This window comes from Stenotrophomonas maltophilia, from assembly GCF_006974125.1.
GTDB classification, from domain to species: domain Bacteria; phylum Pseudomonadota; class Gammaproteobacteria; order Xanthomonadales; family Xanthomonadaceae; genus Stenotrophomonas; species Stenotrophomonas maltophilia_O.
Genome location: NZ_CP037858.1, coordinates 175971 through 200434, shown reverse-complemented (window position 1 = coordinate 200434; position 24464 = coordinate 175971). Strand labels below are relative to the sequence as shown.

At 65.2% G+C, this 24464-nt stretch carries 27 protein-coding genes and 1 pseudogene; 18 read left to right on the top strand and 10 right to left on the bottom strand.

Translation table 11 applies throughout. The features are described 5' to 3' along the window. Positions 1–20: 20 nt before the first annotated feature. Entirely contained in the window at positions 21–707 is a 687-nt protein-coding gene (locus EZ304_RS00915) for a hypothetical protein (protein ID WP_142805963.1), read from the bottom strand. Positions 708–748: 41 nt separating this feature from the next. Between EZ304_RS00915 and EZ304_RS00910 the strand changes: the two genes are divergently transcribed. The 4 genes from EZ304_RS00910 to EZ304_RS00890 all read left to right on the top strand — a co-directional run bounded on the left by EZ304_RS00910 (position 749) and on the right by EZ304_RS00890 (position 4450). Then, positions 749–1027 (top strand): hypothetical protein, encoded by a 279-nt coding sequence (locus EZ304_RS00910; protein ID WP_142805962.1) that lies wholly within the window; start codon positions 749–751, stop codon positions 1025–1027. Between the two features lie 813 nt (positions 1028–1840). Then, the gene (locus tag EZ304_RS00900) at positions 1841–2239 is read left to right on the top strand and encodes a hypothetical protein (protein WP_142805961.1); all 399 of its coding nucleotides are present in this window, start codon (positions 1841–1843) and stop codon (positions 2237–2239) included. Between the two features lie 4 nt (positions 2240–2243). Then, positions 2244–3539, top strand: coding sequence for a zonular occludens toxin domain-containing protein (locus EZ304_RS00895; protein ID WP_142805960.1), 1296 nt, complete (start codon positions 2244–2246; stop codon positions 3537–3539). A gap of 128 nt (positions 3540–3667) precedes the next feature. After that, complete coding sequence (locus tag EZ304_RS00890) at positions 3668–4450, top strand: DUF4145 domain-containing protein (protein ID WP_099481981.1); 783 nt, start codon at positions 3668–3670, stop codon at positions 4448–4450. 168 nt (positions 4451–4618) lie between these two features. On the opposite strand, the gene EZ304_RS21055 is transcribed toward EZ304_RS00890, so the two are convergent. The 3 genes from EZ304_RS21055 to EZ304_RS00875 all read right to left on the bottom strand — a co-directional run bounded on the left by EZ304_RS21055 (position 4619) and on the right by EZ304_RS00875 (position 6222). Continuing rightward, positions 4619–4852: a DUF3653 domain-containing protein gene (locus EZ304_RS21055; protein WP_260678172.1), complete on the bottom strand. Its 234-nt coding sequence runs from the start codon at positions 4850–4852 to the stop codon at positions 4619–4621. 498 nt (positions 4853–5350) lie between these two features. Further along, entirely contained in the window at positions 5351–5671 is a 321-nt protein-coding gene (locus EZ304_RS00880) for a hypothetical protein (protein ID WP_142805959.1), read from the bottom strand. Positions 5672–5742: 71 nt separating this feature from the next. Continuing rightward, a complete protein-coding gene (locus EZ304_RS00875) occupies positions 5743–6222 on the bottom strand; it encodes a GNAT family N-acetyltransferase (protein WP_142805958.1) in 480 nt (159 codons plus the stop codon). A gap of 133 nt (positions 6223–6355) precedes the next feature. Here EZ304_RS00875 and EZ304_RS00870 point away from each other — a divergent pair, with 133 nt between their 5' ends. Both EZ304_RS00870 and EZ304_RS00865 read left to right on the top strand, forming a co-directional pair. Continuing rightward, positions 6356–8551 carry a hypothetical protein gene (locus EZ304_RS00870; protein WP_142805957.1) on the top strand — a complete coding sequence of 732 codons (2196 nt, stop codon included), beginning with the start codon at positions 6356–6358 and terminating at the stop codon, positions 8549–8551. Positions 8552–8623: 72 nt separating this feature from the next. Continuing rightward, the gene (locus EZ304_RS00865; protein ID WP_142805956.1) at positions 8624–9109 is read left to right on the top strand and encodes a TspO/MBR family protein; all 486 of its coding nucleotides are present in this window, start codon (positions 8624–8626) and stop codon (positions 9107–9109) included. A 16-nt stretch (positions 9110–9125) separates the two neighbouring features. Here EZ304_RS00865 and EZ304_RS00860 read toward each other — a convergent pair whose 3' ends face one another. From EZ304_RS00860 to EZ304_RS00845, 4 genes and pseudogenes are all read right to left on the bottom strand, one after another. Then, positions 9126–9419 (bottom strand): hypothetical protein, encoded by a 294-nt coding sequence (locus EZ304_RS00860; protein WP_099552226.1) that lies wholly within the window; start codon positions 9417–9419, stop codon positions 9126–9128. 237 nt (positions 9420–9656) lie between these two features. Then, positions 9657–9956 (bottom strand): annotated as a pseudogene (locus tag EZ304_RS00855) (oxidoreductase); the annotation flags it as partial. 13 nt (positions 9957–9969) lie between these two features. After that, a complete protein-coding gene (locus tag EZ304_RS00850; protein WP_099552227.1) occupies positions 9970–10644 on the bottom strand; it encodes a ChrR family anti-sigma-E factor in 675 nt (224 codons plus the stop codon). Beyond that, entirely contained in the window at positions 10641–11264 is a 624-nt protein-coding gene (locus EZ304_RS00845; RefSeq protein ID WP_142805955.1) for a sigma-70 family RNA polymerase sigma factor, read from the bottom strand. The genes EZ304_RS00850 and EZ304_RS00845 overlap by 4 nt, the downstream gene beginning before the upstream one ends. Before the next feature lie 133 nt (positions 11265–11397). On the opposite strand from EZ304_RS00845, the gene EZ304_RS00840 reads away from it, so the two are divergent. From EZ304_RS00840 to EZ304_RS00785, 12 genes are all read left to right on the top strand, one after another. Further along, a complete protein-coding gene (locus tag EZ304_RS00840; RefSeq protein ID WP_099552291.1) occupies positions 11398–12165 on the top strand; it encodes a hypothetical protein in 768 nt (255 codons plus the stop codon). 81 nt (positions 12166–12246) lie between these two features. Continuing rightward, positions 12247–13197: an acyl-CoA desaturase gene (locus EZ304_RS00835; protein ID WP_142805954.1), complete on the top strand. Its 951-nt coding sequence runs from the start codon at positions 12247–12249 to the stop codon at positions 13195–13197. A gap of 1 nt (position 13198) precedes the next feature. After that, complete coding sequence (locus tag EZ304_RS00830; protein WP_142805953.1) at positions 13199–14476, top strand: NAD(P)/FAD-dependent oxidoreductase; 1278 nt, start codon at positions 13199–13201, stop codon at positions 14474–14476. Then, entirely contained in the window at positions 14473–15240 is a 768-nt protein-coding gene (locus EZ304_RS00825) for a DUF1365 domain-containing protein (protein WP_142805952.1), read from the top strand. Before EZ304_RS00830 ends, EZ304_RS00825 begins: the two co-directional genes overlap by 4 nt. After that, a complete protein-coding gene (locus EZ304_RS00820) occupies positions 15237–16496 on the top strand; it encodes an SAM-dependent methyltransferase (protein ID WP_142805951.1) in 1260 nt (419 codons plus the stop codon). The genes EZ304_RS00825 and EZ304_RS00820 overlap by 4 nt, the downstream gene beginning before the upstream one ends. A 1-nt stretch (position 16497) precedes the next feature. Then, positions 16498–17040, top strand: a complete 543-nt coding sequence (locus tag EZ304_RS00815; RefSeq protein ID WP_142805950.1) for a DUF2878 domain-containing protein — start codon at positions 16498–16500, stop codon at positions 17038–17040. Then, a complete protein-coding gene (locus tag EZ304_RS00810; protein WP_142805949.1) occupies positions 17037–17822 on the top strand; it encodes a DUF1295 domain-containing protein in 786 nt (261 codons plus the stop codon). Before EZ304_RS00815 ends, EZ304_RS00810 begins: the two co-directional genes overlap by 4 nt. Further along, positions 17819–18892 carry an SAM-dependent methyltransferase gene (locus EZ304_RS00805; protein ID WP_142805948.1) on the top strand — a complete coding sequence of 358 codons (1074 nt, stop codon included), beginning with the start codon at positions 17819–17821 and terminating at the stop codon, positions 18890–18892. The genes EZ304_RS00810 and EZ304_RS00805 overlap by 4 nt, the downstream gene beginning before the upstream one ends. Positions 18893–18900: 8 nt before the next feature. After that, positions 18901–19434 (top strand): lipocalin family protein, encoded by a 534-nt coding sequence (locus EZ304_RS00800; protein ID WP_099552236.1) that lies wholly within the window; start codon positions 18901–18903, stop codon positions 19432–19434. Positions 19435–19530: 96 nt separating this feature from the next. Continuing rightward, a complete protein-coding gene (locus EZ304_RS00795) occupies positions 19531–20037 on the top strand; it encodes a GNAT family N-acetyltransferase (protein ID WP_142805947.1) in 507 nt (168 codons plus the stop codon). A 124-nt stretch (positions 20038–20161) separates the two neighbouring features. Further along, positions 20162–20926 carry a response regulator transcription factor gene (locus EZ304_RS00790; protein ID WP_260678170.1) on the top strand — a complete coding sequence of 255 codons (765 nt, stop codon included), beginning with the start codon at positions 20162–20164 and terminating at the stop codon, positions 20924–20926. 2 nt (positions 20927–20928) lie between these two features. After that, positions 20929–23232 (top strand): ATP-binding protein, encoded by a 2304-nt coding sequence (locus tag EZ304_RS00785; protein WP_142805946.1) that lies wholly within the window; start codon positions 20929–20931, stop codon positions 23230–23232. On the opposite strand, the gene EZ304_RS00780 is transcribed toward EZ304_RS00785, so the two are convergent. Both EZ304_RS00780 and EZ304_RS00775 read right to left on the bottom strand, forming a co-directional pair. Next, complete coding sequence (locus tag EZ304_RS00780; RefSeq protein WP_142805945.1) at positions 23233–23988, bottom strand: SapC family protein; 756 nt, start codon at positions 23986–23988, stop codon at positions 23233–23235. Positions 23989–24098: 110 nt separating this feature from the next. Continuing rightward, positions 24099–24371, bottom strand: coding sequence for a hypothetical protein (locus tag EZ304_RS00775; protein ID WP_005409616.1), 273 nt, complete (start codon positions 24369–24371; stop codon positions 24099–24101). Positions 24372–24464: the final 93 nt, after the last annotated feature.

Here is a 24464-nt window from a genome sequence, read left to right as displayed (position 1 = left end):
GAAAAGGGGGAAAACACGTGTCACCACATCCGACTAATAAGCTCGGAAACTTCCTTGCGGAGGGCAGCAGTCAAGAGCTCAATTGCCTGAATGGCGCTACCCATCCCGGCGATCAGCGGGTCCTTGGCAATGGATGTGCGATTACTGCTCTCAGTTGGGCGCGTGCCATGCTCTTCGAGAAGCAGTTCAACGAATGCACCAAGGCGCACGACGGCGAACTCGAGTTCCGCAAGCTTCTCCACCTGGCGGGGCATCAGGTCTCCTCGGGGAATTTGCGCCCAGCCGATCATCTTGGACGTACTGATCAGGATTCGGGCCATGAGCTGGAATTTCGAGACTGTTTGCTCCTCAGGAGCAAGTGTAGAGAACCTCGAAAACACCCCGCCCAAGAAATCCGCCCGATCGATCGCCGCAAGCACCTCCGTAAGCCGCGCCCTAACTGCCGCTTGTTCGCGAGCCTCTCTCTCTCGCTGGCTTCTAACTTTATCGCTGTGGGTAGTCACGGTGAAGGCAAGAGCCGCCAAGCCCACCGCCCATGCACCTATTGCAGCAACCCAGTCCGCAAGATTTCCAGCCTCGAAGCACTTAAGAGGGATGTCGCTCCCGATAAGCACCACGGCGGAGATGAAAGCCCCAAGCAAAAGGGATACGACTGCCGCAATTGTCGCGTCCTTCCGGCTAATCGCGTTCTCAACGTCATCGTCCACGCAAGCCCCCTGAGCATCCTTTCAAAGAAGGAGATTCTGGCATGACAGGGCCCCTCCTTGCCTTCGCCCTGCTGGTGGCCATCGCAGCCTTCTCTATCGGCTGCGCAAAACTGGTGTCTTGGCTGCTCGATTGGCGTGATTTCACCGCCTCGCAGCAGTCGCGTGAAGCCGCCTTCGTCGCCAAGGCACGTGCCGACCTGGCCGCAACCGGCTGGACCCCGGAGCACGAAACCCTTTATCAGGCCGAAATCGCCGCCACCAAGCGCGGTGACCGGAGCGCCGCGGCGCGCTATGCCGCGCAGCAGGAGGCCATGCCATGAGCCTGGTTGCCGCCCTGTTTGTTCGCCGTGACTCGATCTACAAGGCCATGCCCGGCGTTGATGCGTTCGACTTCGACCGAAACGCGCTGAGCCTCGCCGGCGGCATGCAGGTTGTGGCCCATCCCCCGTGCCGGTCATGGGGCCGCCTTCGTGCTTTCGTCACTCCGGCACCAAGTGAGCGCGACCTGGCCATGTTCGCCGTCGCGCAAGTGCAGAAGTGGGGCGGGGCATTGGAGCATCCAGCCGGCTCAACGTTGTGGGCAGCGGCTGGCCTGCCGGCACCTGGCCAGCGCGATGAGTTTGGTGGCTGGACCTTGCCGATTCTCCAAAGCGCGTGGCGGCACCGCGCCGACAAACCGACCTGGATCTACATCGTCGGCATTGAGCCTGGTGATCTGCCGCCGATGCCCCTGCGCCTTGGCCGCTCCACCCACGTCATCGCCCAGGGACGGACCCGCAAGGACGGCACACGCATTCGCAAGGGAGATGCCGAAGAGGGCGGCGACGGTGGCGGAGCAGGGCAGGGCCAACGACTGGACGGCTGTACAAGAAGTCGGGCAAGACCGTTGCCAAGGTCCTCGCCGAGTTCAAGGCCGGCATTGAGGGCGCCCCGATCCTGTCCAAGGTCAAGGGCTTCTTTGGCACCTGCATGGGTGGCGGATCGTGCCCCACGGCGACCTGGGACGGCGGTCAGTATGCCGGCAAGTTCGACCTGGCCAGCTTGTGCAGCGGGCCGCTGTTGCAGCTGTTCCAGTACGCCGGCTTCGTGTTCCTGGCAGGCATGGGTGTTGTCGCATTGAGGTGGGCATTGCTATGAAGCGAAAACACCTGGTCGTGCTGGCCGCGGCACCGGCCGTACTGGTGCTGTCGGCGTCCTGGGCTTACGCCGATGGCGTTGGCCCCTTGACCGCCATTACAGCCCGGGCCAAGGAACAGATCACGTCGTTGTGGGCCGATTTCACCGACTTCATGACGGACCTGCAGACGGACTTCATCGAGCTGGTGCTGTCCTGCGTCAAGGCATTGGTCTACCTGATCCCGGCGCCGGACTTCCTGTCTCAAATGAGCTTCTGCGCGATGCTCACCGCGGCCGGTCCGTGGACGGCCTTCATCGTCGCCCAGCTTCGCGCTGGCGAGGCCATCGCGCTGCTCACCGCGGCACTGATCTTCCGCCTTGTGCGCGTGTTCCTGACCCTATTCCAGTGGACGTAACGACATGATCTTCGGTCACGAAGGACTGCCGCGGAGCGGCAAGAGCTACGAAGCGGTGCTGCATCACATCCTGCCGGCGCTGCGCGCCAAGCGGCACGTGTACGTGCGGTTGAATGGGGTAGGGGACAAGCTCGACAAGATCGCAGCGCACCTGGAAATGCCAGAAGAAGAGGTGCGCAGCCTGGTCCACGTGATGGGCGACAAAGAGGTCGTGGAGTGGTGCGTCTGCGACACTGACAATGACGGCAGGGTCACGTTCCCGCACATCGAGAAGCACGCCCTGGTGGTGATCGATGAGGCGCACGAGTACTGGCCCACCAACCGGGCGAACCTCCCGGAGCGGGCGGCCAACTTCTTTGCCAAGCACGGCCATATCAGCCTGGACATGGTCATCATTTCGCAGGACTGCAAAGACCTGCACCGGCTGATCATTCGCCGAATGGCGAAGAAGAACACCTACACCAAGCTCGATGCGCTCGGCTCGGATCAGCGCTATTCGGTGAGGTTCTACGCCGCCACGGGCACCGGCAAGTACGAGACGGTCGGCACCGAGACCCGGAAGTATGACCCGGCCATCTGGGAGCTGTACCACGGCGTTCAACCTGACATCGAGAGCAACGAGGTCTACAAGGGGAACACCCGCAGGCTGTGGAAGACCTTGCGCGCGCCTTCAATTCTGATGGGTCTGGCGCTGATCGTCGGCGTGTACGTGCTCGGCCGGTTCTTCCTCCTGGGCAGCGATTCGACCGGCACGGCGGACAAGATGAAAGAGGCGGTCGCTTCGCAGAAGGCGGCCATCCCGGCGATGGGTCATGCACCCGGATCGCAACCGGCCACTGTGGTGACCAAGGTGGCGGATGCACCCAAGCAGAAAGAGGTTATTCCAGCCGGCGTGCAGTACATCCTGGACATGGCAGTTCAAGCCAGGGCGCGGCACGCCGGCTGGTATGGGCGCCGCGATATTGTCGAGTTCCGGGCGTTGGGCGGTGGCCAGGTGCTTGACCGTTTCACCACCGAACAGCTTTGGGCCTTGGGCTGGTCCGTCAAACGGACGGAGTTCGGCGTACTGCTGTCGGCGAAAGGCCACGAGATCATCGCGACCACTTGGCCCGTTGATCCGTTCGGCGAACAATCCGATTCGACCACCGAGCGCATAAGGGCTGCGGCGGGGTCGCCTGTGACGAGCGCGAGCGAGACACAGCCGACCGCCGCCGCGGCGAACGGGAGCACCTTGATTGCAGTTGGCAAGCGCCCGCTGGGCACGTTCCCCGAGACGCCGCCATATCCGGCCAGCTTCTGAGTGTTGCGGCTTGCCACGTCGAGAAGCCCATCGGTTAACATGCCTCCACGCCTCTGTAACGGCTATAGAGATTCGATCCGGATGCATTGGAGGAACAGCTTTCGCCGCCCCAGAGGGCGGATTGTAGGTTGTCCGCCAACGCGCTTCCGATGAAAATTCCGAGCGAAACAGAGAATTGCAGACCTGCAAAGGAGCTTGAGGGAAGCATGTTGAGATCTGTCGAGGCCGTCTATAACTGCCCGCGCTGCCGGGCGAATCAGATTACTTTTGATGTCCACTCGATTCACAAGGTTGGCGTCGCCTATCGTTGGCAAAAGATCTATGAGGCTTCAGCCGTCTGCCGAAAATGCAGCCTGATGAGCATCCTTGTTCTCAAAAGCTCGGAAGTAGATAGTGAGGATGAGGACGAAGCAGTTTCTGGCGGCGTACCAGTTTGCCTCAACCATGTTATGAAGGTTGACGGGCATGTAAGCTGCAAGGACGCTGCCGGAATTTCGCCGCCAGAGCACCTGCCCGAACAGGTGAAAGCCGCATTCCAAGAGGGCGCGACATGTCTTGCGGTTGGTTGTATCAATGCCGCAGGCACCATGTTTCGATTGTGCGTTGATTTCGTTGCCACTGACCTTGTCAATGCCAACAGGGATAAACAGCCAGACGCCAGGACAAAGCGATCTCTGGGCCTGCTTCTTCAGTGGCTCTACGATGAGAACCGAATTTCGCCGGAGCTTCACGAACTGTCCGCCTGCATCAAGGATGATGGGAACGACGGAGCTCACAGAGGCACGCTGTCCCAAGCCGACGCAGACGACCTGCTCGACTTCACCATCGAGCTGCTGGAGTCCCACTACACGCGAAAGGCGCGACTTCAAGGGGCAGCCGAACGGCGCGCGGCGCGTCACCAGCAAGCTTAGCCGAAGCGGGGGTAGGGGCTACGCCCCTACGAACAACGCCTCACACGCGCTGATGCGGTTTCGGCCCACGACTCATGTAGACCACATTGGACGTCTCGGCGTCGGGGTCGGGATCACGCACGCCGAACCGTCGTTCTCGGCGAATTCTGAGCGCTTCAGCTAGGTAGATCACGCTGGATTTCGCCGTGGCCGAGGCCTTTCATGTAGCTGAGGCCCGGGGAGCCGCGCCTCAGCCATCATCAGCCGCCATTCCCGCGCGATATTGCAGATCAGGGACCACCAGGCCATGTCGCAGGGCTCCAGCTGGTGACCTTCGGGAGTGAACATGTGCCCAGCCTGGAAACCGAAGCCGGCCCAGGTGCCGGCCAGGTCAATTCGTTCGTGCGGATCGATCTTGATCATGCTGCGAGCTCATCCTTGTCGGGGGTTCCAACAGGGAGGCAAGAGCCAAGCCAGAGCCGCAGCCATTGCCAAGAGGACCCGACGAAGGCCCAGATTCGGCGGATACGCTATTTCGCATAATGTATATTATGTTCAGCTCACCATCGCCCGATCCATGCTTCGCTTGCCATGGCCCAGGTCCGATCTTGACGCCAAGTCTGATTGTCACTGACCAATGGCGGTCAACCGTCCTTTTGGCCGTCCTTTCGCCTGCCCGCCGCCGGCGGCCAACCTCTGCAGGAATGGCGGCGAATCATGAGGATTTCCAAGTGACGGGCCAGGCCGGCTTTGCGAGCGCGCCTTGCAGTTGTTCTCGCCGTGACTACGTGCCCGCCTGGCAGGACAGCCTTCGCCGATTCGGCGCCGAGGCTCGAGGCCATCGTCCGTGATGCGTCACGTTAATCGGCAGATTCCACCCCGGGGAGCTTCAGGCCGTAACCCAGTGGCTGCCGTATCTCGCTAGGCTCGGGCCCGCGCCGATGCGCTGAGGATGATCGCTACATACGTAATCAACGTGCCGGTCGCCAATCCCCAAACCTCCATCTCCCAGTTCCTCCGGTACGGCGATGGGCCTGTCATCGCCCAAACCAACAGCAAGGCGGTCGTCACCATCGCCATCCTGTTGGCAATGGAAATGAGCTTGTCGGCAGATTCATGGCCCAGATTGGGATCCCATCCGAAGAGCCAGCGCAGGCGCTTCCAGTAGTCATGCCCCACATCCAACAGAAATAGGAACGCGCCCGCCAGCAGACTCAGCAAAAACTGTACCAATGGATCCAAGGGACATCCTCAAGGATTGAGCAGCCAGCCTGGGCTGGATATCGCCGAACACGCGCGACGGACACATCGCATCACAGGAACCTGTGCATCACAAAGACATCCACCAGGCCCAGCGTCCCATGCCGGAACGCCTTCGGTAACGTTCCCACCACTGCAAACCCCAACTTCCGGTACAGCGCCACGGCCGGGCCATTGGTACCGACCACGTAATTGAACTGCATGGCCAGGAATCCTTCCGCCCTCGCCCGCTCCAGGCTGTGCTCCGCCAAAGCCCGGCCCACGCCTTGCCCTCGTGCCGGCGCATCCACCACATAGGTGGCGCTGGCCACATGCGCCCCAAGATCAGGGTAATTCGGCCCCATCTTGTACATGCCCACAACCTGGCCCTCCAGCACGGCCACATAAGGGGTCTGGGCCTGGAACCAATGCGTGCGAAACGTTTCGACCTCAAAAGCACCGCCGAAAGGCAGCGCATCCTGCGTCGCAATGGCTGACTTGAACATGCACCACATGGCGTCGAAGTCACTTTCGCTGGCCGGTCGAATTTCCATGCGACTCCTGCAGATCTGAGGTGGTGGCCAGGCCGGACACTACCAGAATCGAGCTCTGGCGCCGTAGCTGCTTCACGCGCCACCGCCATGCTCTCCGCAATAGTTGAGGAAATTCCGGCCTTTAGAGCAGTAGATGCCCCCTGTATCCGCGCACATCCCGCACCGGCTTCGACGATGGCGCGTGCCTGCCTACGTCCTGCTGGGCATCTACCTGTTGTATCTCCTGGCCGGCAACATCTTCCTCAACACGCCCTTGTTCGACCAGGTCACCAACCGCAAACCGCACAAGTTCGTGATGAGCACGGGCCCGGCCATCACGCTGCTGCCCGGCCACGTGATCGCCTGGAACGTGCACATGCGCGGCCACGTCAACCACACCGTCTACGTGCTGCATGCCGACCGGGCAAGCGCCAGACTGGCAGTCCTGCCGCTGTTCCAGCGCGAAGTACGGGTTCCGCGCCTGCAGGCCACGGGCGTATCGGCCGAGATCAGCCGTGTTGAAGAGGCCATTCCGCCGCCCCCACGCAGCGAACAGGGTTGGACGCTGCGTTTCGATGCCATCCACAGCGACAGCATCCGCAGCGCCCGTTTCGGCAAGCTGCTGATCATCGGCAAGGGCCAGGGCACGGTCGGCTTCGTCAAGCAGCTGCGCGGCGGTCCTTCGGAACTCCTGGATTCAACCGTCACATTCAAGGGTGCGGACACCAGTTTCGACGGCGTGCAGCTACTGGGCAACATGAACCTGGCTGCGCGCTTCAGCTACCCGCGCCATTACCGGGACCAGGCGCCTGGGCTCGCCAAACTGAAGATCCTGCATGCCCAGCTGGATGTTGATGCACGCAGCCAGGGCCTGCGCATGGATACGGACGCCACCGCCCCGAAGATCTCCAGCGCACCGGTGCCCGGCCGCCTGCAGATTTCGGCGCACCTGATCGACGGCCAGCTGCAGCCCGGCGATCACGCTCTCTGGCAGGTGCCGCTCTATCTTGGCGACGGTGCTCCCGACCGCGGCGTGCTGGCCCTTCAGCTCAATGTGGCCAATGACCTGCGCCTGCAGGCACGCCTGCCACCCCGGCCCGGCTCGGGCGGCGAAGTGGACGCGGACCTGCACATCACCGGTCGTGACATTCCCTTCCATGATCCCGCCCGGTTGCTGGAGCGCAGCTCCGGCACGGTGCGCGGCGAATGGACGTTCACCTCGCTCAACTGGATCCCCGCCCTGTTCGTCCGCAAGCCGTGGCTGCAACTGGACGGCGGCGGCACGCTGAAGGCCGACCTGCGGCTGCGCAACGGCGAGCTGAGCGAAGGCAGCACGGTGGACATTCCCTCTGCCGAAGCAGTTGCCGAGGTGGCGGGCGTCCGGCTTGCCGGTACCGCCAGCGCGCACGGGGAACTGAAGTCAGGCGCTCCAAATCAGGCCCTGCTTGCCGTCCGCCTGCCCCACTTCACCGCGCGTCCCACCGATGTCAAGGACGTTCGGCTGTTCGACGGCCGCGATCTGGCGTTGGATCTGACCGGCGACGGCCGTTTGCAGGAACTGCGCAAGGGCGTCCGCGCCCATTTGAGCTTCAGCGAGGCCACGATTCCGGATCTGTCCGCCTACAACCGCTATCTCGGTTCAAAGCAGGTGCGCCTGCTGCGCGGCACCGGCTCACTCAGTGGTGATGCCACCCTCGATACCGATGGCCGCGTTGGCCATGGCACGGCCCGCCTGCAGGGGCGAAACACCAGCGCCAAGGTCGCCGGCCTGGACATGGGGGGCGATGTGGACGTGAACGCAACGCTGCGCCGGGGCGACTTCAACCAGCGTCATTTCGATCTGTCCGGCACCACGGTCGAGCTACGCAACGTGCAGTTGGCCGGTGGTGAACGCTCGACTGCGTGGAAAGGGCGTGCGGCCTTCAAGCGCGGCCGCATCGATGCGCAGTCGCCTTTCCAGGTAGACGTCACCACCGATCTGACGCTCAGTGATGCGCGCCCCTTGCTGGCGTTGTTCGCCGAACGCACCGACTACCCGCGCTGGACCTTGTCGCTGTTGGATTCCGGCCAGGTGGATGCACAGGCGAGGCTGCGCTGGCGCCCGGGCCACCTGGTGATCGATGGCCTGCAGGCCGAGAATGATCGCCTGTCAGTGCGCGCGCGGCTGGATCTGCTGGAACAGCGCAAACGCGGCGACCTCTACCTGCGCTGGGGGCTGCTGGGTGCGGGGATCGAGCTGGACGGTGACCGGCGCCAATGGCATCTGGCCAAGGCACGCGAGTGGTTCGATCAACAGCCTTCCCTGCTGCCAGCAAGCCAGGGAACGGCTGCCGCCGGCTCTTCAGACTGAAGGTCCGCAGCCTGCATCCATTCGCAGCCTCTGTGCGTATACAAAAGCGCTTGTATCAGGGAGCTGCAAGGTATGAAGCGGAGTTCACAGGTTTCCGGGCTTCTGGGATGGGTGGCGATCACCTTCGTTGCGGCGGCCCTGGGTGCATGGGCATCCACGTCTGCGGCCAGCTTCTACGCCACCCTCACCCGTCCAGCGTGGGCGCCACCGGCCAGCGTCTTTGGTCCGGTGTGGACGCTGCTCTACTCCATGATGGCAATGGCCGCATGGCTGGTCTGGCGCGAACGCGGTTGGCGTGACGGACGATCCGCGCTGGTGCTCTATCTGGTGCAGTTGGCCGTCAACGCACTGTGGAGCTGGCTGTTCTTCGGCTGGAAGCTGGGCGCCCTGGCCTTCGCTGACATTCTTGTGTTGATTGTGATGGTGTGCGCGACGATCGTCGCGTTTGCGCGAATCCGCCCGATCGCGGCGGTGCTGCTGCTTCCCTACCTGGCCTGGATCTCGTTCGCCTCGGCGCTCAACTTCGCCGTGTGGCGGGCCAATCCCGGGCTGCTGTGACCAGGTCGCCAGCCGCTCATGCCTGGGCAATGGCCTGAGGGCGCCATGACCGCAGCAGGGCCGGCTTGAACGCCTGCTGGCCGCAGCCTGTGGGGCATCGCACCACCCGTGCCACAGTATGGCTGACCAGGCCCTGCCCCTCTTCCGCTTTGAAGATCGTCTCGCAGGACAGGCAACGGGCAACCAGCGAGTACAGGTGCAGCAGCCGGCCACTGGCAGGATCCTGCAGCACATCCACATCCAGCAGTTCAAACTGGCAGCTGTCAGGGAGCATGCGGTACTGGGGCGCGGGTGCGGTCTGCAGGTTCACGGGCGTGGCATCTGTTGGAATTCACGATTACCGTAGGGCAATCGCTGTCGAGCCGGCGTGCAGCGCGGATGTCCTGTCTGCGAAACCGACGGGTTATCGAGGCTGGCAACAGCTTCTCGATCACGACTACGCCGCACTGTTTCCGGATGCAACGACGGGCGAGCACACTGGGGTCAGGCCGCCGGATCGCGCACGCCAGCGGCGATCCGGTTGATGTCTGCGCACTCCACCGTGCCCGGCGACGGCCAGAGTGGTGTCCAGCGTCACCCGTCGGTACTCGGTCTCGGCAGTGCCCAACGGTGGAGCGCCCGCGCAGTAGAAGCAGGCATCGAACCCCGACAGATCATCCTGCCGTTCCTCGATCCCGAGGAAGTCCGGCACGATCAGCCCGCTGCCACGACCGTTCAGGCTGCCCGGGTGGCGGACCAGTGCGGTCAGATCGGCGACCCGTGGCGAGCGCTGGCAGGCCAGGGCCACACCCTGCCCGACCAGCCCCGCGGCACCGGTCAGCAGAACCCGCAGCGCGCCTGTGGCCATCGCTGCAACCATCCTAGAGCTTCACAAAGCGCTGGATCTTCCGCGCCAGCCAACCACTGAACACCAGCGGCGCGTCGAGTGCCGACACGCAGATGCAAGGCACCCCTGGCGCGGTCACCGGCTGGTGCTCCACATCCTCGTCCAGGTCCGCCACGTCACCGGGCGCGAACAGCCCCAGCGCATCGTTGTACGAGCCCCGCAGGATCTGGGTCAGTTCGCTGCGGCCATGGCTGTGCATGGGCAGGCACTTGCCCGGGGCGATCTTCAGCATGATCAGCGAGGGCATCTGCTCGGCGCGGATGCAGTGCACCCCGGGCGCCATCCAGCGCCAGCGCAGGCCACCCAGCGAGGTGCCAAAGTACGGATGCAGTGACACCGGCAGATGATCGGGATCGGCCTCGGGGCGCTCCTTTGGCATCTGGCGCGCGGCTCCAGCCACGGCCATCGGCGTTTCCGTGGACAGCTGCATCAGCATTGCTTCGCGCAACCGTTCGCGGCGCACGTCGCCAGCGGACGGCTGGGTCTGTTCCAGCAGCACCGAGCCGATCGCCTCTGCGTCGCGCAGACGCTGGCGGCAATGCGCACACTGCTCCAGGTGGGCGCCCGCCACGATGCTCAACGGCGCCGGAAGCGCGCCTGCGGCGTAGCTCATCAGCGTGGATTCGTGCAGATGGTGGTGCGGATTCACAGCGCACCTCCTACTTTCGACTGCAGCTGCAGGAACGCGCGCCGCAGGTGTGATTTCACCGTGCCCAGCGGCATGCCCAGCGCCTCGGCGATCTCGCTGTGGCTCTTGGCCTCGAAATAGGACATCCGCACCAGCCGCGCCTGCACCGCAGGCAGCTCATTGATGCGCTGGCGAAGACGCGCGTGGTCAGCGAACTGTTCGGCGCTGCTGCGCTCGATCACATCCAGTGTTGCCGCGTCCTCCACCGCGGCCTGCACCTGCATCCAGCCACGCTCACGGCGCACTCGATCAATATGCAGATTGCGGGCGATGCGGTACAGCCAGGTACTCAGCGCGCCCTGGGCCGCATCGTAGTCGACGGCCCGCAACCACAGGCGCAACAGGCATTCCTGCGCCAGCTCCTCGGCCACGGCGTCGGGTGCGCCCAGGCCGCGCAGGTACACGCACAGCCGCGGCATGAAGTAGTCGTAGATCCGCATGAAGCAGTCGCGGTCGCGCAGCCGCGCGACACCGTCCATGTCACCGGCCCAGTTTTTCGGCTCGCTGCTGGGCTGCTGGGAGCTGGACACGGTGCGTGCGCTGTTGAAGTTGGCGAGGGTGCTGGCGGCGTCAGGGTACATCTGCGTTCGCGGCGGGCGGGTGAAGGTCTGTCCTCTGTACGCGCGGGGGCAGCAATTGGATGCAGGCAGCGCAACGCATCCAACCGCCCATCCCCGCCGTATGACCTGAGCACTCCCCTCCCGGATGAACGCCATGCGCATTGCCTGGTTGCTGCTGTGCCTGCCCCATGCCGCGCTGGCGGCACCCTGGCTGCGAAGCGAGGGCGTGGCCACTTCCGCGCAGGGCGAGATTCTCTACCGTGAAGTGCACTGGCGGCGCGAGGCGACGGAGGGCGCCGAGCGCTGGGTGCTGTACCAGTGCCCGGGCGGCCAGCCCTTTGCCCGCAAGCATCTGCCTGCCAGCTCCCGCCCGCAGGCCCGGGGCTATTCGCTGGAAGACCGCCGCAGCGGCCAGGCCGCAGAGGTGCAGGCCGCCGGCGATTCCGTGTCGATTGACTGGAAGGAAAATGCCGCCAGTGAGCTGCGTCAGCGCCGCCTTGAATCACCGCCGGATGCAGTGATCGATGCCGGATTCGACTCAGCGGTGCGCCTGCACTGGCCCGCGCTGATGCGCGGCGAGCACATCAGCCTGCCGTTCCTGGTGCCCGGCCGACAGCGCTACTTCCCGGTGCAGGTGCGGCGCACCGGCCCTGTTCGCTGGCAGGGCCTGGACGCCCAGGCCATCGAGGTCAGCCTGGACACCTGGTACGGCGGCATCGCACCGCGCCTGTCACTGGTCTACGCCAGCGCCGACCGTCGCCTGCTGGAGTTCCGCGGCACCAGCAACCTTCGCGATGAGCGTGGCAGCTACCCGCAGGTGACCGTGCGCTTCAGCTCGCCTGCTGCCGAGCGACCGGCAGGCGACTGGCAACAGGCATGGACGCAACCCTTGGCTGAGCGTTGCGTCGTGACGCCCAGGTGAAGTTGGAATTTACTGCGCCGTGGCGCATCCATTGCGCATCCTGCTGCGTACAGGAAGACACGACACCCGCCGAGATCCGCCATGGCCTCTGTAGCGCCCCTTCCCCGTCGACGCTGGCGCCTGCTGCGCACGCTGCAGCGCTGGTTCGATACCGGCAATGCCACGGAAGCCACTGGCGAGCGGCCTGGGCGGATCGACTGGCTGCGCGCCGTGCCGTTCGCACTGATGCACCTGGCCTGCATCGCGGTGATCTGGGTCGGTGTCTCGTGGACGGCAGTCATCGTAGCCGCGGCGCTTTATGCGGTGCGCATGTTCGCCATCACCGCGTTCTATCACCGCTACTTCTCGCACCGTACCTTCCAGGCATCGCGCGCCGTGCAGTTCGTGTTCGCGGTGATCGGCGCTTCCAGCGTGCAGCGCGGGCCATTGTGGTGGGCCGCGCATCATCGCCACCATCACCGCCACGCCGACCAGCCCCTGGACCCGCATTCGCCGCGCGAAGGCGGCTTCTGGCGCAGCCACATGGGCTGGTTCCTGACCCGTGAAGCCTTCACCACCGACCTGTCGCGGGTGCCGGACCTGGCACGCTTCCCGGAGCTGCGCTGGCTGGACCGCTTTGATACGGCCGTGCCGGTCCTGCTGGCCGCGGCACTGTACGCGCTGGGTGCCGGGCTGGAGCGCTGGGCGCCGGGCCTGCACACCACTGGCCCGCAGTTACTGGTGTGGGGCTTCTTCATTTCCACCATCGTGTTGTTCCATGCCACCGTCACCATCAATTCGCTGGCGCATCGCTTCGGCCGTCGCCGCTTCGAGACCCGCGACGACAGCCGCAACAACCTCTGGCTGGCCCTGCTGACCTTCGGCGAGGGTTGGCACAACAACCATCACTTCTTTCCCGGCACCGTCCGCCAGGGCTTCCGCTGGTGGGAAGTCGACCTGACCTGGTATGGGCTGCGCGCGATGGCGGCGCTGGGGCTGGTCAAGGGGCTCAAGCCCATCCCCGAGTGGGTCCTGGCCAAGGCGAGGTACTGACATGCGCATCGCGGTCATCGGATCGGGTATCGCGGGGCTGGCCAGTGCCTGGTGGCCGGATGGCCAGCACGACGTCACGCTGTTCGAAGCCAACGACTATCTTGGCGGCCACACCCACACACACGAGGTGCAGGTGGAAGGCACACGCATGGCCGTGGACACCGGCTTCATCGTCTTCAATCCCCTGCACTACCCGCTGCTGACGGCATTATTCGATGAGCTGGGCGTGGCGTCGCAGCAGACCACGATGAGCTTCTCGATGCACAGCGAGCGCAGTGGCGTGGAATACAACGCCACCTCGCTGGATGGCCTGTTCTGCCAGCGACGCAACCTGGTGTCACCGCGTTTCTGGGGCATGCTGGCCGACCTGCGTCGCTTCTATCGGGATGCCCCGCTGTTGTTGGCCGAGGAAGAAGGCCCGACGCTGGGCGAGTACCTGCACAGCCGGCGCTATGGCGAGGCGTTCATGGAAGAGCACCTGCTGCCGATGGCGTCGGCGTTGTGGTCGTCTCCTGCGGCCACGGTGCGAGAATTTCCGGCCCGCTACCTGGCGCAGTTCATGGCCAACCACCAGATGCTGCAGATGACCGGTCGCCCCGACTGGCGCGTAGTCACGGGCGGATCGGCCCGCTATGTGGATGCACTGCGCCGCCACTGGAGGGTGCATGAGCGGCTGCAATGCCCGGTCACGGCCGTCGAGCGCATGCCCTGGGGCGTGCGCGTGCACAGCGCCGCTGGCGTGGAGGCCTTCGACGAGGTGATCCTGGCGTGCCACAGCGACCAGGCGCTGGCCCTGCTGACCGATGCCGATGCCCCCGAGCGCGACATCCTCGGCGCAATCCGCTACCAATCCAACGAGGCGGTACTGCACACGGATGCATCCTTGCTGCCGCGCAACCGCAAGGCTTGGGCGGCCTGGAACGCGCATGTGCCGCAGGATCCAGCAGCACCCTGCACGGTCAGCTACTGCATGAACCTGCTGCAGGGCCTGCCCGGCAGCACGCCGCTGGTAGTCACCCTCAACCGCAGCGATGCCATCGACCCGGCCAGGGTGCTGCGAACGCTGCACTATGCGCACCCGGTGCACGACCACGCCGCTGTGCGCGCACAACAGCGCTGGGCGGAGCTGCAGGGCCATCGCCACACCTGGTTCGCAGGGGCCTACTGGGGCTGGGGCTTCCATGAGGATGGCATCCGCAGCGCCCGCCGCGTGGTGGATGCGCTGGAGGCCCGCGCACCGCATCGCGAGGCATCGGTAGCGTCCGAGGTGGCGGCATGAGCGCCAGCGCGCTTTACTTCGGGCAGGTGATGCATCGTCGGCATCATCCGCACCCGCATGCGTTCCGTTACCCGGTTGCGCAGCTGCTGCTCGACCTTGATGAACTGGAGACCGTGTTTGCCGGGCGCTGGCTGTGGTCGGTCAATCGCCGCAACCTTGCCGAGTTCCGGCGCAGCGACTATTTCGGCGATCCCGCACAGCCTTTGGCCGATGCCGTGCGCGACCATGCTGCGAAGACGCTCGGTCATCGACCCTCGGGTCCGGTGCGGCTGCTCACCCATCTTCGCTTTGCCGGGCATGTGTTCAACCCGGTCAGCTTCTACTACTGCTACCAGGCCGACGGCAGCACGCTGGACTGCATCGTGGCCGAGATCACCAATACGCCCTGGAAGGAGCGGCACGCCTACGTGCTGCCGGTCGCTACGGCCGTCCACGAAGGCGCGTCACTGCGTTGGCAGTTCGACAAGCGCTTCCACGTCTCGCCGTTCATGCCGATGGACTGCCGTTACGACTGGCGCTTCAGCAGCCCCGATGAGCACCTGCGCGTGCACATGCAGGTCTGGCGCGACGGCATCCGCCAGTTCGATGCCACCCAGACGCTGCAACGCCGACCGCTGGATGGCAGCGGGCTGGCGCGGGTACTCGCCTGCTACCCACTGATGACCACCCAGGTGGTGGCCGCCATCCACTGGCACGCACTGCGGCTGTGGCTGAAGCGCAACCCCGTACACGACCACCCCACCCTTGCCGGGAAACCGCGATGAACTCGATGACACCTTCGGTTACCCTGCCGCGCCCCGGCGCGCTGGATGCCTTCCTGCGCCGCCGCTTGCTGGCACAGCTTGCCCCCCTGCGCGACGGCCACCTGTGCGTGCGCGATGCCCTTGGCGAGGTCCGGCTGGGCAACGCCCACGCCGGGCTGCAGGTGACGGTGACCATCGACGACCCGTCGTTCTACCGGAAGGTCGCTGCGCAGGGCAGCGTCGGCGCTGGCGAGAGCTACATCCAGGGCGACTGGCGCTGTGATGATCTGGTCGCACTGATACAGCTGCTGGTCCGCAACCGCGACCTGCTGGACGGCATGGAGCGCGGCCCGGCCCAGGTGGGTGGGTGGCTGCTGCGCGGCTGGAACCGGCTGCGCCGCAACAGCCGCGAGGGCAGCCGGCGCAACATCGCCGCCCACTACGACCTGGGCAACGATTTCTTCGCCCTGTTCCTGTCACCGGACCTGATGTACTCGTCGGCGTTGTTCGCCAGCGAATCCGACTCGCTGGAGTCCGCCTCGCGGCGCAAGCTGGACCGCATCTGCCAGCAGCTGCAGCTCAAGCCCGGTGATCGCGTGGTGGAAATCGGGACTGGCTGGGGTGGCTTCGCGGTGCACGCGGCGCAGTACTACGGTTGCCACGTCACCACCACCACCATCTCCGCCGAACAGCTTGCGCTGGCCGCCGAGCGCGTACGGGCCGCCGGCCTGCAGGATCGGGTGACGTTGCTGATGCAGGACTACCGCGACCTGCAGGGCCAGTTCGACAAGCTGGTGTCGATCGAGATGATCGAAGCCATCGGCGCCGAGTACCTGGACACCTACATGGCCACGCTGCAGCGGCTGCTGAAGCCCGATGGTGTCGCCTTGTTGCAGGCCATCACCATCGAAGACCATCGCTATGAGCAGGCACGTCGCAGCGTCGACTACATCAAGCGTTATGTGTTCCCCGGCAGCTTCATCCCCTCCGTCAACGCCATCATGGCGGCCAAGACGCGGTCCAGCGACCTGCAGCTGATCGCCCAGCAGGATTTCGGCCATTCCTACGCGCTGACCCTGCGCGCCTGGCGCCAGCGTTTCCTCGCGCAGCTGCCTGCGGTGCAGGCGCAGGGGTTCGATGCGCGCTTCTGCCGCCTGTGGGACTTCTACCTGGCCTACTGCGAAGGCGGCTTCCTGGAGCGCTCAATCGGGGTCTCGCACCTGCTGCTGGCACGCCCGGGCCATCGGCCTGCGGCCCCCCATGGTGAGGGCAACTGAAATGCGGCGGTTCTGGGCCAACCTGCTTGGCAACCAGCTGGTCTGGCTGTGCGCCGTCGCCGGCGCCGGGCGCGGCTGGCAATGGCCCGCGTTGCTGGCTGCTTCGCTCTACATCGGCAGCCAGCTGCTGACCTCGGCGCATCCGCGACTGGACCTGCGGCTGCTGGCGCTGGCGCTTGCCTGTGCCTGGCTGGTCGATGCCAGTGCTGCCGCCAGCGGCACCGTGCGCTACGCCGCTGCCCCGCTGGGGTGGGTGCCGCCGCCCTGGATCATGGCCTTGTGGGCTGCGTTCGCAATGACCCTGACCACCTCGATGCGCTTCCTGCAGCGCCATCCTGCCTTGCCGCCCCTGTTCGGCCTGCTGCTGGCGCCATTGGCCTACCTGTCGGCCGCGCGTGGATTCGGTGCGGTGCAGTTCAACAGCCCGCTGTGGCAGGGCGTCCTGGTACTGGGTGCAGGCTGGGCCATTGCACTTTCCCTGATGTGCCGCGCCGCCCGCCCGCGCACTACAGCGCAGCCACCTCTCGCCGGAGCGTCATCATGATCAACCTGCTCTGGGTGCTGCTGTATGCGGCGCTGGTGATGAGTTGGGGCTGGGCCTGGCAGCGCCGCCAGCACAACATCGGTGTTGTGGATGTGCTCTGGGCCAAAGGCGTGGCCGCGGCCGCGCTGCTGCTGGCGTTGCTGGGCGATGGCGCGGTGGCGCCACGGGTGGCGCTGGCTGTACTCGGTGGCCTGTGGGGCGGTCGCCTGGCCCTTCATCTATGGCATCGCGTCCGGCACGAGGAAGAGGACGGGCGCTATCGCTACCTTCGTGACCACTGGCAGGGACACCAGGGAAAGATCTTCGGGTTCTTCATGGCGCAGGCACTGCTGGTGGTACTGTTCGCCCTGCCCTTCGTCGCGGTCGCCGCCAACCCAACCGCTGGCATGACGCGCTGGCTGCTGGCCGCCGTGCTCGTCTGGCTGCTGAGCGTGGGCGGCGAGGCGCTGGCCGACCACCAGCTGGCCCGGTTCCGCGCCAACCCGGCGAACAAGGGTCGCACCTGCCGAGATGGCTTCTGGCGGTACTCCCGGCACCCCAACTACTTCTTCGAATGGCTGCACTGGTTCACCTACGTGCTGTTGGCGATCGGCTCCCCACTGTGGTGGCTGGCCTGGCTCGGCCCCGTGCTGATGTATGTATTCCTGCGCTATCTCAGCGGCATCCCGTTCACCGAAAAGCAGGCTCTGCGCAGCCGCGGCGACGACTACCGTGACTACCAGCACAGCACGCCGATGTTCTTCCCCTGGTTCCCCCGCCCTTCCAAGGAGCATTCCGCATGAACGCGATACCGTCACTGAATCCGGCCGAGGAAGCAGAAACCGGGCTGACTGCCTGGGCCGAACGTGGCCTGCTGCCGGATGCCGCATTGCGTGCCGGCATCCGGCGACTGTGCGCGCAGCGCCTGCAGGAAGAATCGGAAGGTGGTATTGAAGCGCAGTCCGCGCGTTTCGGCCGCCGCATCGCCGAGCTGGCCGACAGCCCGCTCGCCCTGCATACCGATGCAGCCAATCGCCAGCATTACGAAGTGCCCGCGGCGTTCTTCCAGGCCTGCCTCGGCAAGCGGTTGAAGTACAGCAGCTGCTATTACCCCACCGGTCACGAAACGCTGGACCAGGCTGAAGAAGCAATGCTGGAACTGTACGGCCAGCGCGCAGGCCTGGCCGATGGACAGCACATTCTCGAACTGGGCTGCGGCTGGGGCTCGCTGACGCTGTGGATGGCCGAGCGCTATCCGCACGCAGCGATCACTGCCGTGTCCAACTCGCACAGCCAGCGCCAGCACATCATGGCGCAGTGCCAGGCCCGCGGGCTGCACAACGTGCAGGTGCTCACCCGTGACGTGAACCAGCTGGAGTTGCCCTCGGCGCAGTTTGATCGCTGCGTTTCGGTCGAGATGTTCGAGCACGTGCGCAACTACGAGCGCCTGCTGGCGCGCATCGCGCAGTGGCTGAAGCCGGACGGTGCGCTGTTCGTGCACATCTTCGCCCATCGCACGTTGATGTACCCGTTCGAAACCGAGGGCGGCGACAACTGGATGGGCCGCCACTTCTTCACCGGCGGCCTGATGCCGGCGGCCGATACCCTGCTGCATTTCCAGCGCGACCTGCGCCTCGATCAGCGCTGGTTGCTGGATGGCCGCCACTACCAGCGCACTGCCGAGCATTGGCTGGCCAATCAGGACGCAGCACGCGACCGGGTGATGCCGGTGCTGTCGGCAACCTATGGACCGGTGGCCGCGCGGATCTGGTGGCAGCGCTGGCGGATGTTCTGGATGGCATGCGCCGAACTGTTCGGCTACGACGGCGGCCAGCAATGGCTGGTGGCCCACTACCTGTTCCGTCCCCGCTGAGGTGTGACATGCGCGTGTTCCCGCTGCTTCCGCTGATCGCGGTCGGCCTGTTCGGCTCAGGCTGCTCCTCCAGCGACACCCGGCCACTTCCGCATGCGCCTTCGGTGGATGTGCCACGCTTCATGGGCGACTGGTACGTGATCGCCCATATCCCGTCCTGGCCCGAACGCGATGCCTACGACGCAGTGGAAAGCTATGCCTTGAAGCCCGACGGGCGCATCCAGACCACCTTCACCTATCGCAAGGGCAGATTCGATGCCCCGCAGAGGTCGATGCACCCCATCGGCCATGTCGAAGAGGAAGGCCATGGCGCGGTATGGGGCATGCAGTTCATCTGGCCGATCCAGGCCGAGTACATCATCGCCTGGCGGGATGATGACTACCGCCAGACCATCGTGGCGCGCAGCAAGCGCGACTATGTCTGGTACATGGCACGTACGCCGCAGGTGTCCGACGGCGACTACCAGAAAGCCGTGCAGCGCATCGCCGAAATGGGCTACGACATCCGCCGACTGCGGCGCGTGCCGCAATCCATCCGGTAGTGCGTCGCAACAACGATCCGGTTGCGTCCTGCGTCATGCATCACCCGGCAGAGGATGCCAGAATTGCCGGACAGGCCTGAGCCGGGGATCAGCACGATGGGCAGCCACGCAGAAGCGGCATGGAACGGGCTTGAAGTGCGGCAGATCCGTGCGAGCGACCTGGATGCGATCTGCGCCCACCGCGAAGCCATGTTCCGCGAGAATGGGCGCGCCGAGGAGATCCTGCGGGCGATGGCGGCTCCTTTCCGTGCCTGGCTGGCACCGCGCCTGGCCTCTGGCGAGTACTTCGGCCATGTCCTTGCAGACCACGGCAGAACCATCGCCGGCATTGGACTGATGCTGATCGACTGGCCACCCCACCCTGCCCATCCGGAACAGGACTGCCGTGGCTACGTCCTGAACGTGTACGTGGATCCGGAGTACCGCCGCCGGGGCATCGCCCGGAAGCTGATGGCTCTGGCAGACGACGCCTTCGCCGAACGTGGCGCCACCTACGCAGTCCTGCATGCCACCGCGCAGGGCAAGCCACTTTATGCCGACCTTGGCTGGGCCGGAACCAGCGAGATGGCGCGCAGCCTGCGCGCTGGGGGTCGAACGCCCTGAAACCGATCCCGGGCGTTGCGGATCGGTGCCGCGCCGCCCCTGATGGTTCCCGGTGACATTCACGCCAGACGCCCATCACGCATGCGGAAATGGCCTGTTTCCGGCTTTGCAATCCATCCCGCCAATGGATAGCCCCGAATCGATGGATGCAGCGCATCGACTCTTAGGAATAATCGCAAAAATCAGGCAATTTCGATGTTCGCCGCGACAGCAGCGCCAGAATGATCATCACGCCCCACGGGCGCCGATCACCTCCCTGCGCATGAATGGACTTCCTGCCCCGCGCCCGCTGCAACTGGCACTCCTGGACGACCATGAGGTCGTCCGTCGCGGCACTGCCCTGCATCTCTCCCGCGACGTCCGCTTCCATATTGTCGCCAGCCATGCCCGCAGCGAAGAACTCATCGACAGCCTCCAGCAGATGCGGGTGGATGTCGCGATCATCGATCTGACCCTGGCCCGCGACGATCGCAGCGCGGCCGAGCTGACCCCGCTGCTGCGCGAGCACTTTCCACGCGTCCCCCTGCTCGCTTTTGCGACCCTGTCACCCTTGACCCACATCAACCAGCTCATCGCCACCGGCATCAGTGGCGTGGTGAGCAAGACCGAACCACTGTCGATGCTGTCGGACGCGATCGTGCGGGTATCGCAGGGGCTTCCGCGACTGCCACCCGACTGCACCCTGCCGGGAGACTGCGAAGAACTCAGCCGCAACGAGCGCGAAGTACTGGAGCTTCTGCTGGCCGGCCTGACTGTTTCGGAGATCGCGCTCCGGCGTCATCGCAGCATCAAGACTGTCAGCACGCAGAAGGTTGCGGCTTTGCGCAAGCTCAGGCTGCGCAACGATGCCGAGATCTACGCCATGCGGCAGCAGCTGGAATCACTTTGAAGATGCGCGATCGACTGTACACATCCCCCCTCCTGCTGCTGGCGCTCATCCTGCTGCCTGCCGCGTCGGCCGAGGATGCATCGTCGCCTGGATGGGAGCCGGGACGCGAAGTGCGGGTGGCGACCGCGCCATCGCTGCACCCGCTACCCGCCGCACTCGCTGACGGCACCACGTTGCCAAGCCTGGCCCACGGCTACGCCAATCTGGTTGCACGGCGTTCGCAACTGCAGTTCCAGGAACACCCGCATGCCAGCACCGGTGCATCAGTGGCTGCCGTCTGCAGGCGGGAAGCGGATCTGGTACTGGTGATCGGCACCCACCTGCCACCCCCCTGCCACGGGCTGGTGGCATCCAGAACGTTCCGCGGTGGCAAGACGATGCTCGCCGGGCGCAGCGGCGAACGCCTGCCGCGCGACATCACGGAGCTCGATCATCGAGTCCTGGCCGTGGTCGAAGGAGGACCGTATGCGGGATGGCTGGCGGCGCGCCACCCACACCTCCGCCTGCTGCACCTGGCCGATCGTCACGCCACACTGGCAGCCGTCGAGAACGGTACCGCCGATCTGGCAATCGGCCTGGAAGCCACGCTGCGCCCGCTGATCCGCCGGCATTTCGCCGGGCACCTGCACCTGCAGTCGTTCGACAGTGATTTCTCAACCGACCTGCACCTGCTTGCGCACCACGAAGATCGCCAGCTGCTGGAGCGCATCGAGCGGGCATTGCACGACATTACGCTGGAAGAACATGCCAGCCTGCTGCAGCTGTGGGCCCGACAGGTGGCGCCCCCCTCGGTCGACCACGCCCTGGACTGGATGCGCCAGCTTCCCCCGCTGTGGCTGCCGGCCCTGGCTGCCGCATTGGCAGTTGCCCCGTTCCTGTGGCATGCCTGGCACAGGCGCCTGCGTGGTGAAGGCCGCGCTCGTGCCCGCGCGATTGGTATGTTCAGCCACGAAGTGCGCAATTCGGCTCAGACGGTACTGGCCTCGATCGACCTGCTCAGCCAGCCGTCGTCACCCAAGGGGCAGCGCGAAGTGCTGGCGGCCGCACATGCCGCGGGCTCCTCGCTGCGCAGCCTGCTCAATCGCTCGCTGGAATTCTCACGCCTGGCCAGCGGCACCTTCAAGCCGAGCGCACGACCCTGCGACATCGCACGACTCTGCCGCCAATCGCTGGATGCGATTCGCCCCCAGGCTCGGCAGCGCGGGCTGGCGCTTCGCTTCGATTGTCTTCCCGAGCCCTGCCCCATTGTCGCCATCGACCCGGAGGGGCTGCGCCAGATCATCGACAACCTGCTGGGAAACGCACTCAAATTCACCGATGTCGGGGGTATCGAACTGCGCCTTCAACTGACGCCCGGCAACGACCCTCGTGAACTCATGCTGGATGTGATCGACAGCGGTATCGGCATCGCTGCCGAGCAACTTGCCGTGCTGTTCCAGCCATTCCAGCAGGGCGAAGACGGCAGGACGCGCGGAGGCAGCGGACTGGGACTGATGATCGCGCATGAGCTTGGCCGCGCGATGGGCGGCAACCTGTCAGTGCACAGCATCCCCGGGCGCGGCAGTCGCTTCTCCCTTCGCCTGCCGGTACGCGCCGCCAGGGCCGAGACCGTGTCAGCCGCCGCCGAGGTCGGAAGGCCGCTGGGCGGGCTTGAGCTGCTGCTGGTGGAAGACAATGCACTCAATCGCCGGGTCATCAGCGAGCAGCTGCGCCGCGCGGGTGCCGATGTGCACGCCTTTGGCGACGCCACCAGCGCGCTTGCCGAGCAGGCTGTGAGGCCGCGCAGCGTAGCCCTGCTCGACATCGGGCTCGGGGATATGGATGGCTATGCACTGGCCATGCAGCTGCGCAGGCAGGCGCTCAACCCACTGCGACTGATCGCGCTGTCGGCACGCCGTGATCGTCGGCATGTGGCGCGCTGCCGGAAAGCAGGGTTCGACGCCACCCTGGCCAAGCCTTTACAGCTTGAGTCGCTGCTGCGGGCGCTGGAGCTGCCGGTGACCGGACAGGCCATCACAACGGGCACAGCTGCCTGTGACCCTGCCTACATCACGGACATCGGCCACGAACTGGTGCGGATCGAACAGGCCATGGATGAGGCCAGCGCCACTGACCTATGCCATCACGCGCATCGCCTACAGGGGGCCCTGCAGATGTACGGGGCTGCCGCAGAGGCGGACACGGCGGCCGACCTGTGGGCACTGGGTCGCGACGCCACGCCCGACTGGGTCGATGCGCGACGCCTGTTGCGGGTCCTTCAGCAATGGCATGGCTCCCGCACTGCGGAAGCCATGCCCAGGGCCTGATCAGGCCGCCAGACGCTCAACCTGGCGACGGGTCAGGTCGTTGAAGCGACCCAGCGACATCAGGTGCTGGTGGATCAGCGCCAGCCAGCCACTGCGATGCCACTCGATCACGGTCGCTTCCGGCAGCGCCACGAACTTCTCGACGTCGACGACCTGGAAGCCATTGAGGTTGAACTCGCGGCCATCCGGGGTACGCACGGTGGCATTGCGCTCGACCAGCAGGCCGTTGTCGATCAGGGCCCTGGAGAAGGCCTGGGTCTGTTCGTGCTCACGGGTGAACTGGCCACAGAACTCCAGCGCCTGCTGCACCATCTCGGTGGCCTTGCCGTCGACGAACAGCGGCTGGCCTTCGTCACCGCCCTTGACCAAGCGCGAGCTCTCTTCGTCGATGCCCAGCAGGAAATCATTGTCCGAGCCGGTGTCGATGAAGATGAAGGGGTGACGACGCAGGTAGGCCGGGATATAGGCCTCGTCTTCCCACAGGCCGTCCTTGATGAACAGGTTCTGGTCGGACACGCCAACGGCAGCCATCGGCACCGCGGTCGGGCCAGCGAAGAGGATCGGGAAGTGGTGCAGCGCCAGCGAGAACTCGCCGAGCACGAGCGGAATGGCGTTGTTGCCCGCGGCAAACTCGAGCCTGCCCGGCAGGATGCGCAGGTCGGCGTGCACATCGGCCTGCAGCGGCACCGGACGGGTGTAGAACAGGGGGGCGTTGCTCGGCGCCGCTTCGGTGGTGGTGTCGCTGGTGGTGGTCATCTTGGGAACCGTTCGATCATGCGCGCCTGCCATCCCGGGCGCGCCAGCGGGAACAACCTGAATCCCGCATTATCAACAAGCTCGATGACAACGGCCACCCCATCGACGGCCTATTTCAGCTGCAGGGGGTACCGCTGCCAGAGCACATGGACCAGGAAACCGGCCAGTTCGGTGTCGCGGGCGCTGACCGCCGCGCGGATCTTGTCCAGCAGCACCATGTCCGAGCAGGAGCGCACATCGGCGTGGTTGGCCTGCCCCGCCCGGCGCGCACGATAGCGTGCGGCCCGCTGCGCATCACTCATGGCGTACCCGAACTTGGGCGGACGACCGCGCTTTCGCGGCAGGGTCAGCTCCAGGGTTCCGGGGTCTTTGTCATCACGCATGAGAGGGGTGCGGGCGGCGGCGAGCAACGGGGGGTGCGCAATTTATCGTGAGGCATCACTTTAATCCAGCTTTTTCTGCAGTTTTGTTGCGAT

What these genes read in the sequence shown, in the direction of transcription:
- EZ304_RS00910 (WP_142805962.1), top strand. Translation starts at nt 749, where the DNA reads ATGACAGGGCCCCTCCTTGCCTTCGCCCTGCTGGTGGCCATCGCAGCC.
- EZ304_RS00900 (WP_142805961.1), top strand. Translation starts at nt 1,841, where the DNA reads ATGAAGCGAAAACACCTGGTCGTGCTGGCCGCGGCACCGGCCGTACTG.
- EZ304_RS00895 (WP_142805960.1), top strand. Translation starts at nt 2,244, where the DNA reads ATGATCTTCGGTCACGAAGGACTGCCGCGGAGCGGCAAGAGCTACGAA.
- EZ304_RS21055 (WP_260678172.1), bottom strand. Translation starts at nt 4,852, where the DNA reads ATGATCAAGATCGATCCGCACGAACGAATTGACCTGGCCGGCACCTGG.
- EZ304_RS00875 (WP_142805958.1), bottom strand. Translation starts at nt 6,222, where the DNA reads ATGGAAATTCGACCGGCCAGCGAAAGTGACTTCGACGCCATGTGGTGC.
- EZ304_RS00870 (WP_142805957.1), top strand. Translation starts at nt 6,356, where the DNA reads ATGCCCCCTGTATCCGCGCACATCCCGCACCGGCTTCGACGATGGCGC.
- EZ304_RS00865 (WP_142805956.1), top strand. Translation starts at nt 8,624, where the DNA reads ATGAAGCGGAGTTCACAGGTTTCCGGGCTTCTGGGATGGGTGGCGATC.
- EZ304_RS00845 (WP_142805955.1), bottom strand. Translation starts at nt 11,264, where the DNA reads ATGTACCCTGACGCCGCCAGCACCCTCGCCAACTTCAACAGCGCACGC.
- EZ304_RS00840 (WP_099552291.1), top strand. Translation starts at nt 11,398, where the DNA reads ATGCGCATTGCCTGGTTGCTGCTGTGCCTGCCCCATGCCGCGCTGGCG.
- EZ304_RS00835 (WP_142805954.1), top strand. Translation starts at nt 12,247, where the DNA reads ATGGCCTCTGTAGCGCCCCTTCCCCGTCGACGCTGGCGCCTGCTGCGC.
- EZ304_RS00830 (WP_142805953.1), top strand. Translation starts at nt 13,199, where the DNA reads ATGCGCATCGCGGTCATCGGATCGGGTATCGCGGGGCTGGCCAGTGCC.
- EZ304_RS00825 (WP_142805952.1), top strand. Translation starts at nt 14,473, where the DNA reads ATGAGCGCCAGCGCGCTTTACTTCGGGCAGGTGATGCATCGTCGGCAT.
- EZ304_RS00820 (WP_142805951.1), top strand. Translation starts at nt 15,237, where the DNA reads ATGAACTCGATGACACCTTCGGTTACCCTGCCGCGCCCCGGCGCGCTG.
- EZ304_RS00815 (WP_142805950.1), top strand. Translation starts at nt 16,498, where the DNA reads ATGCGGCGGTTCTGGGCCAACCTGCTTGGCAACCAGCTGGTCTGGCTG.
- EZ304_RS00810 (WP_142805949.1), top strand. Translation starts at nt 17,037, where the DNA reads ATGATCAACCTGCTCTGGGTGCTGCTGTATGCGGCGCTGGTGATGAGT.
- EZ304_RS00805 (WP_142805948.1), top strand. Translation starts at nt 17,819, where the DNA reads ATGAACGCGATACCGTCACTGAATCCGGCCGAGGAAGCAGAAACCGGG.
- EZ304_RS00800 (WP_099552236.1), top strand. Translation starts at nt 18,901, where the DNA reads ATGCGCGTGTTCCCGCTGCTTCCGCTGATCGCGGTCGGCCTGTTCGGC.
- EZ304_RS00795 (WP_142805947.1), top strand. Translation starts at nt 19,531, where the DNA reads ATGGGCAGCCACGCAGAAGCGGCATGGAACGGGCTTGAAGTGCGGCAG.
- EZ304_RS00790 (WP_260678170.1), top strand. Translation starts at nt 20,162, where the DNA reads ATGGATAGCCCCGAATCGATGGATGCAGCGCATCGACTCTTAGGAATA.
- EZ304_RS00785 (WP_142805946.1), top strand. Translation starts at nt 20,929, where the DNA reads ATGCGCGATCGACTGTACACATCCCCCCTCCTGCTGCTGGCGCTCATC.
- EZ304_RS00780 (WP_142805945.1), bottom strand. Translation starts at nt 23,988, where the DNA reads ATGACCACCACCAGCGACACCACCACCGAAGCGGCGCCGAGCAACGCC.
- EZ304_RS00775 (WP_005409616.1), bottom strand. Translation starts at nt 24,371, where the DNA reads ATGCGTGATGACAAAGACCCCGGAACCCTGGAGCTGACCCTGCCGCGA.